The 12,229-nt window shown below is 60.5% G+C and carries 11 protein-coding genes; 1 reads left to right on the top strand and 10 read right to left on the bottom strand.

What is annotated here, in order from left to right:
• Positions 1-45 precede the first annotated feature (45 nt).
• On the top strand, positions 46-2,505 hold the full coding sequence (locus H0274_RS00235; RefSeq protein ID WP_226791952.1) for a TonB-dependent receptor: 2,460 nt from the start codon (positions 46-48) through the stop codon (positions 2,503-2,505).
• Positions 2,506-2,660: 155 nt separating this feature from the next.
• Here H0274_RS00235 and pal read toward each other — a convergent pair whose 3' ends face one another.
• From pal to H0274_RS00285, 10 genes are all read right to left on the bottom strand, one after another.
• A complete protein-coding gene (pal, locus tag H0274_RS00240; protein WP_226791955.1) occupies positions 2,661-3,179 on the bottom strand; it encodes a peptidoglycan-associated lipoprotein Pal in 519 nt (172 codons plus the stop codon).
• A gap of 158 nt (positions 3,180-3,337) precedes the next feature.
• Positions 3,338-4,030 (bottom strand): response regulator transcription factor, encoded by a 693-nt coding sequence (locus H0274_RS00245; protein WP_226791958.1) that lies wholly within the window; start codon positions 4,028-4,030, stop codon positions 3,338-3,340.
• Complete coding sequence (locus H0274_RS00250) at positions 4,021-5,526, bottom strand: ATP-binding protein (RefSeq protein WP_226791960.1); 1,506 nt, start codon at positions 5,524-5,526, stop codon at positions 4,021-4,023. Before H0274_RS00250 ends, H0274_RS00245 begins: the two co-directional genes overlap by 10 nt.
• A 475-nt stretch (positions 5,527-6,001) precedes the next feature.
• Positions 6,002-6,613 carry a DUF305 domain-containing protein gene (locus H0274_RS00255; protein WP_226791963.1) on the bottom strand — a complete coding sequence of 204 codons (612 nt, stop codon included), beginning with the start codon at positions 6,611-6,613 and terminating at the stop codon, positions 6,002-6,004.
• Positions 6,614-6,616: 3 nt separating this feature from the next.
• Positions 6,617-6,967, bottom strand: coding sequence for a potassium channel family protein (locus H0274_RS00260; protein WP_226791965.1), 351 nt, complete (start codon positions 6,965-6,967; stop codon positions 6,617-6,619).
• 222 nt (positions 6,968-7,189) lie between these two features.
• The gene (locus H0274_RS00265; protein WP_226791969.1) at positions 7,190-7,810 is read right to left on the bottom strand and encodes a class I SAM-dependent methyltransferase; all 621 of its coding nucleotides are present in this window, start codon (positions 7,808-7,810) and stop codon (positions 7,190-7,192) included.
• An 18-nt stretch (positions 7,811-7,828) separates the two neighbouring features.
• Positions 7,829-8,290: a hypothetical protein gene (locus H0274_RS00270; protein ID WP_226791971.1), complete on the bottom strand. Its 462-nt coding sequence runs from the start codon at positions 8,288-8,290 to the stop codon at positions 7,829-7,831.
• An 18-nt stretch (positions 8,291-8,308) separates the two neighbouring features.
• On the bottom strand, positions 8,309-9,568 hold the full coding sequence (locus tag H0274_RS00275) for an APC family permease (protein ID WP_226794410.1): 1,260 nt from the start codon (positions 9,566-9,568) through the stop codon (positions 8,309-8,311).
• An 89-nt stretch (positions 9,569-9,657) separates the two neighbouring features.
• Positions 9,658-11,877 (bottom strand): copper-transporting P-type ATPase, encoded by a 2,220-nt coding sequence (locus tag H0274_RS00280; protein ID WP_226791973.1) that lies wholly within the window; start codon positions 11,875-11,877, stop codon positions 9,658-9,660.
• A 29-nt stretch (positions 11,878-11,906) separates the two neighbouring features.
• Positions 11,907-12,179, bottom strand: coding sequence for a DUF5676 family membrane protein (locus tag H0274_RS00285; RefSeq protein WP_226791976.1), 273 nt, complete (start codon positions 12,177-12,179; stop codon positions 11,907-11,909).
• Positions 12,180-12,229 lie beyond the last annotated feature (50 nt).

Genomic DNA, 12,229 nt, shown 5'->3' on the forward strand with positions numbered 1-12,229 from the left:
GATGTCATGAGGTTGAAGTCAGTTGTTCTGAGTACATCGGCGTTGATGCTTGTCGCGCCGTCGATTGCCTTCGCGCAGGATCAAGCGGAAGAGAGCAAGACGGGTTCCAGCGAGATCATCGTTACCGCCCAGTTCCGCGAACAGAACCTGCAGGATACGCCGCTGGCGATCACGGCGGTCAATTCCGCAATGCTGGAGGCACGCAGCCAGACCGACATCACCCAGGTGGCCAGTCAGGCCCCGTCGGTCACGCTGAAGCCCCAGGGCGCGGCATTTGGCCCTTCCATTGCGGCCAATATTCGCGGCGTCGGCCAATATGACTTCAACCCCGCGCTGGAACCGGGCGTCGGCCTTTATGTGGACGATGTCTATTACGCCACGCTCACCGGTTCTATGTTCGATCTGCTCGATCTCGACCGGGTGGAAATCCTGCGCGGGCCGCAAGGCACACTGGCAGGCCGCAATTCTATCGGCGGCGCGGTGAAGCTCTATTCCAAGCGTCCCGAAGGCAGCAATACCGGTTCGATCCAGGCGAGCTATGGCATTCGCAACCGTATCGATCTGCGCGCCAGTGCCGATTTCAACCTTGCCGAAGGGCTTGATGCCCGTCTCGCCGGCGTGGCCAAGAAGCAGGACGGATACGTCAAGCGGCTGGATTTCGGTTGCGTCTATCCGATGGGTGGCGGGGATCGCCTGCCTTCGGACGCACCGCTGAATCCCGGTGCGGAGATCAATCCGGCCGTGGGGGGCATTCCCGCCACAATGCCCGCAGGCAGCGATTGCGTCGTGGCAGATGAAGGCAATGTCAATCTGTTCGGCCTGCGCGGCCAGCTGCGCTGGCGCCCGTCCGACACGATCGATATCAATATCATCGGCGATTATACGGTAGATGACCGCTGGCAGGTCGGTTCGGTACTGCTGGAAACCTATTATCCCAATGACGTGCTTTCGAGCCCTCATTACCCGCTGCCCGCAAACCCGCCTTACAACAACGCCTCCCCTCCGGGCCGGGACATCAATCCCTATGGGCCGGGCATTGCCTATGACACACGTTTCGTCTGTGGGCCCTATTGCAACTTCGCGAGCTACACGAACGAGGCGGACACGACCTGGCCCATCCGCGATCAGACCGACGGCCGCATCAAGTTCGAAGGCTGGGGTCTTTCGGGCCAGCTCGACTGGGATCTGGCTGACCGGTTGAAGCTCGTTTCGATCACTGCCTATCGTGAATATGTCTCCAATTTCCAGAATGACAACGACACCTCACCCATGGCGCATAGCCTTGGCTATGGGCCGCTGACGTTCCATTCTTTCAGCCAGGAACTTCGCCTCAACGGCGCGTTCGGGGATGAAGACGAGGTCGAATATACGATCGGCGGTTATTATGGCGATCAGAAGTCGGTTTATACCTCGTTCCAGGGCCTGCGCAGTTCCAACCTGCGTTTTGAACAGAGCGATCCGGTCACTCTGACCAGCAAGGCCGTGTTCGCCAATGTGACCTGGAATGTCACCGATGCCCTCAGCATCAATGGCGGCATCCGCTACACGGATGAGAAGAAGACCTACAAATATGTCCGTCGCAGCCCCGAGGGCGGGCCGCCCCCGGCTGCGCTTGCCTCGCTGGACGGGCAGGTAGGTGTGTCTGCGGGCGACAAGGTCGATTACCGTATCGCCCTGCAATATCGCTGGAACGATCAGGTGATGACCTATGCCCAGTTCGCCACGGGCTATAAGGGCGGCGGCGTCAATCCGCGCCCCTTCTATGCCCAGCAGGTCCTGCCCTTCGGGCCGGAAACGCTGCAATCCTGGGAAGCGGGCATCAAGAGCGACCTGTTCGACCGCCGTCTGCGGCTGAACCTGGCTGGCTTCTTCAGCAAATATGACGACATCCAGCTGACGCTCACCAACTGCACCGTGCAGGCCGGCAGTGGGTTCGGCGCGCCGTGTGCTCTGCCGGTGAATGCCGGCAAGGCCGAGATGAAGGGCATCGAACTCGAAACCACGATCGAGCCGGTCGATGGCTTCCTGATCGATGGTGCGCTGGCTTATCTGGATTTCGACTACAAATCTTTCGCCAGCTTCGCGACGCCGGGTGGCGGCACGGTTTCCGTGGGCGGCCCGACCAATATCAACGCCCCGCAATTCGGCGATTATCCGGCCTTCACCCCGGCATGGAAATGGAGCCTGGGTGCGCAATACCAGATCGATCTGGGCGGCAATGCGGGTTCGATCACTCCGCGTATCGATGCGGCCTATCAGGGCAAGCTCTATGCCAACGCGACCAATCGCGAGAGCAACCTGATCCCCGGCTATACCATCGCCAATGCCCGCCTGACCTGGCGTAACGAGGATGGTGACCTGAGCATCGCGGCCGAGGTGACCAACCTGTTCGACAAATATTATTATTTGAGCATCAATGACCAGTCCACGGGCGGGCAGGGTTACACCAACGCCCAGCCGGGCCGTCCGCGCGAATGGGCAGTGACGGTGAAGAAGCAGTTCTAACCCGGGGGGGAAGGGTCGCGATTACGCCTGAAATGGCGGGGTCGCGGCCCTTTTTTATGCTCTGATGTTTCAGATACTGTTGTTCGCAAAGCAAAAGAAGGGCCGGTGGCATTACGCCCCCGGCCCTTCTTCCTTCATGCACAAGGTGATCGGCGTCAGTCGATAGTAATCGTAGCCGCGCGGCGGTTCTGTGCCCATGCGGCCTCGTTGGAGCCAAGCGCCACGGGGCGTTCCTTGCCATAGCTGACCGTGTTGATGCGGCTGGCATCCACACCCAGGCTGACGAGATAGTTCTTCGCCGCATTGGCGCGGCGTTCACCCAGGGCGATGTTGTATTCGCGGGTGCCGCGTTCGTCGGCGTGACCTTCGATGGTGGCGCGCTTGGCCGGATACCGCTGCAGCCACTGGGCCTGCGCGCGCAGGGCGGCCTGATCGTCGGCATCGATATCGAACTTGTCCGTATCGAAGAAGATCACGCTGCGGCCCTGCATCTGCGCCATGAAATCGGCATTGCTGCCAGGAATCGGACCGGTGGGTGTGGGGGTGGGACGCGGAGCTGCCGTTTCGACAGTGGCAGGCGGCGGGGGCAATTCCTCCGGCCCGGACTTCTTGGAACAGGCCGCCAGCCCGGTTGAAGCGGCGACGAAAATCATAACCCGAAAGGCGCTCTTCATGTTCTTTCTCCTTCGCCAACGGATCCTGCGAGCATGGCTTTGTATGGACAGGCCAGGCGTCAGGGGCGGTTACAACGGAGATTAGGGCGCTGTGCGACGGGGCGTTAGCATGGCTTTTTTACACGGCCCGCCGCTGCCCGCCGCCTTCCTCACCGGGATTACTCCGCGCGCGGGCTTGCCTCCAGGCGATAGCCCACCCCGGGCTCCGTCAGGATTAGTCTCGGTTCGGAGGCGTCATACTCCAGTTTCTGCCGCAGCAGCGCCACATAGCTGCGCAGATACTGGCTGTCGGCATGGGGATCGTTCCACCCCGCAATCAGCAGCTTGCGATGGGTCACCACCTGTCCGGCATGGCGGCAAAGCGTTTCCAGCAGAGCAAATTCCTTGGGTGAAAGGCGGATTTCCTCGCCCAGCAACCGTACGTCGCGCGTGGCGAAATCCACCTGCAATTCTTCCGAGACGAAGCGCGTGGAGCCGCCTGGAGCGGCCATGCCCGAACGGCGTCCGGCCGCGCGGATGCGAGCCAGCAATTCCTCGATCCCGAAAGGCTTGTTTACGTAATCGTCCGCGCCCTCGTCCAGGGCGCGGACCTTCTCCGCCTCCTGATGCCGGGCGGACAGGATGATCACCGCGCGGCATAGTTCCTTCAGCTTGCCGATGATTTCGACCCCGTCCGCATCGGGCAGGCCCAGATCGAGCAGGGCGAGGTCGAACTGTTCCAACTCGGCGGCCTTCAGCGCGGCAGAGGCGGATTCGGCAGCGGTAATGCGATAGCCCTGCGATTGCAGCACGGGGCTGAGCGCCGTGACGATGGCCGGCTCGTCATCCACCAGCAGGATGTTCATCCCCATGAGCCCACCTGATGCACCGAGACATCGGTCAGCGGCAGTTCCACGGCGATCTTGGTGCCGCGCCCTTCGAAATGGGGGCTGACGATGCGGATCGTACCGCCAAATGCCTCGGTGAAGCCATTGGCGATATGCAGGCCCAGTCCATTGCCTTCCCGGTAGGTGGCAGAGCGGGAGCGATAGAACTTGTTGAACACCAGTGGCTGCTCGTCGGCCGTTATTCCCGGCCCGAAATCCAGCACTTCCAGCACACATCTCCCCGCTGCCTGAGTGACTACCACATGCACGGCCTGCTCGCTGTTGCCGTGGAGAATGGCGTTTTCGATCAGGTTGAAGATCACCTGTTCCAGCATGGCCGGGTTGGCACGCACCACTGCCAGGTCAGACTGGATGTGCTTTTCGATCTCCTGGCCGGGATAGGCTTCGCGGATCGCCGCCAGTACCACGCCCAATATCTCGATCACGTCCACTTCGATGAACAATATGTCGGGAATGCCAGCCTGAATGCGGCCCATGTCCAGCAGATTAGCTGTATAGCGGTTCAGTTTGCGGCATTGCTGGCTGATCGTTTCGAGCATCCGCGCTCGGTCGCGCGGAGTGAGGCTTTGGTCGAAGGATTGCAGACTGGTGGCGGCCGCCTCGATCGCGGTCAGCGGCGTGCGCAGATCATGCGAGACAGAAGAGAGGATCGCGCTCTTCAGCTCCTCCGATTTTTGCATTGCTGCGTTTTCCGAGAGGCGTTCCAGCAACTGGCACCGGTCGATCGCCAGCCCAAGTATGATGGCGATGCCCTGCAGGTCGGGCATGTCGTAATAGGGATCAGGCCCGCGCTCCAGCGCAAAGCGCACAAGGCCGATTTCCCCTTCCGCGCCATAGAGGAACAGGATGCGCTGGCCGATGGGCTGCTGCGCGGCATCGTCCCGCTCGGGCAGGAGGTCGGCCGTCTCCAGCAGCGAGCCTCCCTCTGCGGGCAGAAAGCCGCCATTGCGCGCCAGGAATATTTCCAGCCCCCGCAATCGCCCGAAAGGCACGCCGCGCCGGGCGATACGGGCGACATCCTCCACCCTGATGGCGCGCTGTAATTCGTCGCTCAACCGCAGGAGATGCGCGTTCTTCTCCTGTGCCGTGCGGGCCAGCCGCACGCTGTCTTTCAGCCGCCCGGCGAGCGCGCCCGATACGATAGCGCTGGCATTGAAGGCGATCAGCGGAATCCATTCATCGGCCGATGGCGTGCTGAAGCGAAACACCGGCTCGCTGATGAAGAAATTATATACCAGCGAGGCGGAGAGTGCTGCGACCAGCCCCCAGGCCAGGCCTGAACGCGCGCCGATGGCTGTCACCCCCACCAGATAGATCAGCACCGCACTGATTGGCCTGTCCCACGATTGCGCGAGGTAAGTGCCGCACGTGGCCAGGGTAAAGATCAGTGCATCGCCTGCCACCGCATTGGCATCGCGAAACAGGCTGGCAAGCCGCTGGCGGGGTGTAGGACCGGGCATGGGCACAAACCTAGCACGGGATAATCGCGAAGGGGCCTACGAGATTTTTATGCGGGAGCGGGAAAGAATGAAGAGGGGCAGCGCGGTAGAACGGTCGCACTCCGTCAGCCCCCAGCATTCGCTGGCAACAGGCCGCGCTGACCAGACCTAGCAAACGTCAAATTGTCAGAAAACCCGCCACGCGGGGTAAATGGTGCCAGAAGAGGCATCACATTCGAGCTAATTTTCTATTTCTTATCTGATAGTTACGAATTTGGTGTGTGGCAAAAAGCCCTCAAAAGGCCCGCAAAAACCGCCTAATGCATTGGTTCGATGCCTTTTTCAGGACTCGGCACCAACACTTTTCCCGTCTTGGCATCGCCAACACAAGTCCGCAAAAGCAGTCAGCGAACCAACTCCGCACAGCCATCCCATCGGGTTTTTAACCCGCAAATTCGCGTTTTCGCGAATTGCGGGATAAATCTGCGTGGAGCCTTTATTCGCCCACCGTGACCTCGTCGCGCACCGCCGGACTGATACGACGTTCGACCGCCTTTTCGGCTTCCTGCAATAGCTCCGGTGTGAGATCAGTCGTCCGCGCGGGGAGTGGCGTGCCATCGCCCATTTCGCCATTGGTCTCAATGTCTTCGATCAGCATCTTCATCTCGGCGATTTCCTTGACCTGCGCTTCGATGATGGAGTCTGCAAGTTTGCGAACACGCGGGTCGGTGATCTCAGCCCGCGCGCTCGTCATGATTGCGATCGAGTGATGCGGGATCATCGCTGACATGTATTCTTCATCGTTTACAGTCGCCTGACTGCGGACCAGCCATAGCGCCACCGCAAAAGTCAGGGCACCGGCGCCCAGGATGATGAAGTTCTTGGTCTTGTCCTTGTACATGCCCCACATGAAAAGCAGCATTACGATCATCATCATGCCGCCCATGACGAACGTCATCCAGAAGCGCGTTTCGCTCCAGAACACGTGACCGAGCTCGTAGGTATTCAAGTACATCAGGCCGAACATGATCGCGGTAGAGGTCGCTACCATCGCCATGAAGCGCCAGTAATTCCCCTCACCGCCGTGCTGCTGCTTATGCTCAGGCATCGATCATTTCTCCTGTTTCGACATGGTCTGGAAAACGAACTGCGCCGTGCAGCTGATAAGAAGGAAGCCGGTGAGGGACTCGATCCCGGCAAGCGCGCGCAGGTGCCCGGTCGGATAGATGTCTCCGAGCCCGAGCGTAGTGATGTTGATGAGCGAGAAGTAGTATAGGTCCATGGCGCTCATGGCGGGCTCCTTCTCGAAGCCGCCGAGCCCGAGACCGGCTGCACCGGCCAAACCAACCGCAAAAAGCCCCGTGACAACCAAATGACTGGCAAGAACGATGAGATACGCAAGGCTCAAGTTGAAAGTGCCGGGCGCTCTTGCCTCAACTCTGCGCTTCGCCAAGCGGATCATTCCGATGTGCAACCACAGAGCCGTGATGAACAGTCCGGCGCCGATGATTAGCGCAACCGATATGGCTCAATCTCCTATTCGCTTTCCTTGCTCCCAACTCTTCTTCATCTTGGCTTGTTCCCTGCCAATGGGTTTACCTGCCGGAGATCAGGACAAATACATTCTCAAGATTTGTTGGATTGTCCGACCGATGGCCTCGAATCCGTGTGTGCCGGCAATGCCTCAGCTTTTCCGGAATACGCACCAGTTGAAGGCTTGATTGCTTCCCCAAGGTGTGACGTGTTGCTCTCTCCAGTTTGCGACGGGCTTCAACTCAGAGCCGAGCTCCTTGGCAAGCGTCCCGGCATCGTATCTTTGAACCGGCAGGCCGCTGCATTGCTCTGGTCCCTCAGGGGCAAAGGTCGCCATTATCACCAAGCCGTGTTCCGCGAGCCCGGCTAGAAGCGCCATTCTATAGGCTTTCCGCTGCCTGGCTTCTGTCAAGAAATGAAAGACGGCGCGGTCATGCCAAACATCGAATGTTCGCGTCGGTCGCCACTTGGTGATGTCAGCTACCTCCCATTGCACAAGGTCGGATAATGGCCCCAGACGTGACTTGGCAGCGTCGAGCGCGGAAGCAGCAATGTCGAGCACGGTAAGGTCGCGCCAACCGCGCTCAAGCAAGGCATCGACGAGCGTGGATGCACCACCCCCGATGTCGATCAGTGCTGATCGTTTGTCTGCTCCAAATCGGTCCAGCGCATTCAAAGTGGGCACTGGGGTCTCTTGAAACCAACTCACGGCATCGGGGGATTTCTCGCGGTATACCGCCTCCCAGTGCTTATCCCTCTCCGAATGCGACATCTGGGTCTCCATAAGTAATCAAGTCATCTTTCTCGCCAAGCCAAGTGACACAAGCGGCACGACCACCCACATAGCGAGAGGCACGACGCCGATGCCGAATATGATTGGCATCGTCTGGGCATAGCTCCAGCCCCATTCGCTCCGCAGTGCCAGCCATTCAATTGCAGCCGTCACCGCCAATCCAATGCCCAGGAAAATCGCTGCAGGCAGCGAGCTCAAACGCTCATGCCAGAGACCGCCGCCGGTTAGGCGATCAGCGATCCATGCCGCACCAACCATGATGCCCGCATCGCCAAGAGACGCGAGCGCACAGCTCTTCGTTACTGCCCTGGCTGTCATGCCATCCATCACGTAGAACGGCATCTGGAGCATTTCCCAGAGGAAGGCGACGAGGAAGCCCTGAACGGCCAGCCACACTTCGGGATGGCTTTCGGCCTGCTCGCCATTTTCTCCAGAACCCGAAATGACCTTTACCTCCATGACCCGAAGATGGCGCCGCTAGGCGAGCTCGTCTTCGTTCGCTTCTTTGCGGCGCAGGAACAGATGCTCTCCAAAGAAGACAATTGCGATCCCCAAGGCGGCATAGAGGACGATCATCGCGTCGCTCTGCAACTTGGTCCAGGTGAAGGCTCCAAGGACGACCAGGTCAGCTGCCAGTGCTGCCAGCAGGATCTCGGCCCGCGCACCGATTTCCTTGCGAAGGTTCCGCAGGACGCCCCAGTGCACGAGCATGTCCATCACCAGGTAGAAGAACACACCAAGGGCAGCAATGCGGGAAAGGTCGAACAGGACCGCAAGGACCCCGGCGACCACCACTGTGTAGACCAGCAGGTGGCTACGCAGGCTGCCCTTCATCCCGAAATGGCTGTGCGGTATCATCTTCATCTGGGTCAGCATCGTCAGCATGCGGGATACGGCGAACACGCTCGCCACGACGCCGGAAGCGGTGGCGGTAACGGCGATCACTATCGTGAACCAGAACCCGACGCGGCCAAGCGCGGGTTCGGCCGCTGCCGCCAGCGAGTAATCGCGCGCCGCCACGATTTCGTCGATCCCAAGGCTCGCACCCACCGCAGCTGCAACGAGGAGGTAAGTCACCACGCAAATGCCGATGGCGATCATGATCGTTCGCCCGACATTGCGGTGTGGGTCAACAATCTCTCCGCCGCTGTTCGTGATCGTCGTGAAGCCTTTGAAGGCAAGAATCGAGAAGGCGACGGAGGCAACCATGCCTTCCCATCCGAAGCCAGTTGTGGGCTCTACAAAGGCTCCAGCCGAAAGCCCGCTCACCCAGAGCGCGGCGACGGCGAAGATCGCGATACCGCCAATCTTGATCGCGGACATGACAATCGAGACCATGCTCACCGAGCGATTGCCAGAAGCATTCACGAGATAGGCGAACACGATCAGAGCCAGGGCGAGTGCCGACAGCAGCAGGCCATTATCCTGCATCTTGAAGGGACGAAGCGCGTAGGAGGCAAATGTGCGCGCGACGAGGCTCTCGTTGATCACCATCGAAAGCGCCATGAGAAGCGAAGCCGCAGCGGCGACGGTGCCGGGGCCGTATGCCTTTTGCAGGATCATCGCGATGCCGCCTGAAGATGGCCAGGCGTTGGACATCTTGATGTAGCTGTATGCCGCCAAGGCAGTGACGATGGCACCGGCAATGAATGACAGCGGGAACAATGGGCCTGCGAGTTCGGCGATTTGTCCGGTGAGTGCGAAGATACCCGCGCCGATCATCACGCCGGTGCCCATCGCGACAGCGCCGCCGAGCGTGATGCTTTCCTTCGCTTCCGATCCGCCGTGTGAATTCTGACTCTCGGTGTGGTTTTGGTGCCCTTCCGTCACAGCCTTGCCGTCCGCAACCGCAGGGAGTTGAGGACCACCGAGATCGAGGATGCACTCATCGCAAACGCGGCGAACATCGGACTGATGAGCATTCCCATGACCGGATAGAGCACCCCTGCTGCAACGGGCACGCCGGCAGCATTGTAGATCAGAGCAAAGAACAGGTTTTGCCGGATGTTGCCCATGGTCGCCTGGGCAAGTCGGCGAGCGCGGACGATCCCGTCGAGATTGCCCTTCACCAGAGTGATGCCTGCGCTTTCGATCGCGACATCCGCGCCAGTGCCCATGGCGATGCCGACATCGGCCTGTGCCAGTGCGGGGGCATCGTTCACCCCGTCGCCTGCCATCGCCACCCTGGCCCCGCCATCCTGCAATTCACGAATGATGCGAGCCTTGTCTTCGGGCAGGACGTCGGCACGAATCTCGTCGATGCCGAGCCGCGCAGCAACAGCCTTGGCCGTGCGTTCGTTGTCGCCCGTCACCATGATGATGCGCAGGCCAAGCGCGTTAAGTGCCTTGAGCGCATCCGGCGTCGTTTCCTTGACCGGGTCAGCCACGCTGACGAGTCCGGCAATCGCTCCATCGATCGCGACGAACATCACAGTTTCGCCTTCGTCCCGGCGCTGGTTTGCCTTTTCGACCAGATCACCGGCGGCCAGCCCAAGGTCTTCGATCATCGCCTTGTTACCGAGCGCGACCGCGTGTCCATCGACCTCGCCCTTCACGCCCTTGCCGGTGACGGCCTCGAACTCCTGTGCCTCGACCAGGGAGATGCCGCGCTCCTCGGCACCGTTCACGATCGCTTCTGCCAAGGGATGTTCGGAGCCTCGCTCGAGCGAGGCAGCCGCTCGCAATACTTCTTCTTCATCCTTTCCAGGCTGGGGCAGGACAGCGACAAGCTTTGGCTTGCCCTCGGTCAGCGTGCCGGTCTTGTCCACGATCAGCGTGTCGATCTTCTCGAACCGTTCGAGCGCTTCGGCATTCTTGATCAGAACGCCAGCCTGCGCGCCGCGTCCCGTGGCAGTCATGATCGACATGGGAGTGGCCAAGCCAAGCGCACAGGGACAAGCGATGATCAGCACGGCAACCGCGGCGACCAGGGCATAGGCCAGGGTGGGTTCTGGTCCCCAGATGGCCCAGGCGATGAACGCGAGCACGGCCACCCCGATCACCGCCGGGACGAACCACCCAGCGACCTTGTCCGCATATTTCTGGATAGGGGCGCGCGAACGCTGCGCGGCTGCCACCATCTCGACGATCTGCGACAGCATGGTGTCCGAGCCGACCCGCTGGGCTTCGATCACGAGGCTTCCAGTGCCGTTGATCGTGGCTCCGGTGACGGAATCGCCGGCAACCTTCTCGACTGGAACAGGTTCGCCCGTAATCATGCTTTCATCGACGGAGGACCTGCCATCGACGACTTCACCATCGACCGGCACTTTCTCGCCGGGTCGCACACGGAGGCGGTCGCCGACATGGACGTGTTCGAGCGGGATCTCCTCCTCGCTGCCATCAGCACGGATGACCCGCGCGGTCTTCGCCGCAAGGTCGAGCAGCGCGCGGATTGCCTTGCCTGTCCCTTCACGGGCGCGCAGTTCCATGACCTGCCCCAACAGGACCAGCGTCACGATAACCGCTGCTGCTTCGAAATAGACCCCGACATGGCCTTCCGCATCGCGGAAGCCGTCAGGGAAAATATTGGGAGCGATTACCGCCACCACGCTGAACGCATAGGCCGCGATCACGCCCATGCCGATCAATGAAAACATGTTGAGATTGCGCGTGCGGAACGAGTTCCAGCCTCGGACCAGGAAGGGCCATCCGCACCACAGCACCACCGGCGTGCCAAGGACGAGTTCGATCCATAAGGTGATGCGTTCCCCGAAGATGTCCCGAATACCGGAGAGGCCGACCAGCGGCCCCATGGTCAGGACCAGCAAGGGGACCGTCAAAATTGCGCCAAGCCAGAAGCGGTGCGTGAAATCAACGAGTTCGGGATTGGGACCTTCCTCGACCATTGTGGCCGACTCAAGTTCCAGCCCCATGCCGCATATCGGGCAGGAACCCTGGTGCGTCTGCCGGACCTGCGGATGCATCGGGCAGGTGTATACCGTTCCCTGGAATCCTTCGGGGACGGTGTCGTAACGCCCGTCGTTTGGAGCGTCTTTGTCAGCGTGATGACTGCAATGCCCGGCGTGTTCGTGATCGTGAGCCATATCGGGGAGCTCCTCGACTCCGCGCGGTCTCAACCGGCGCGGCGACTGAAATGGTTATACAACGGCACCAGCAGGATCGCAGCATACCAGCCATAGAGGAAACTTCCCACGGCTCCGGCGATGAAGCCGGAAAGGGTCAACCACTCGAATCCCGGCAAGAGTGGCGCCCAGGCTCGGTGCATGTGCATCTGTTCAGGCGCAACCAGGCCGAAGGCGATGCAGGCCAAGTAGGTGATCAGGAGGAACAGGCTGAGCGTCCAGCCCCAGGTCCTGATGCTTTGGCCAACTGCGGACTTCGCCATTGTTCTTCTCCCCCTTGATCTGCTTTGGCGGCGTGAGGGACTTGCCCGAA

The sequence above is a fragment of the Fulverythrobacter ferritrahens genome, assembly GCF_020539485.1.
In the GTDB taxonomy this organism is placed as follows: Bacteria; Pseudomonadota; Alphaproteobacteria; order Sphingomonadales; family Sphingomonadaceae; genus Andeanibacterium; species Andeanibacterium ferritrahens.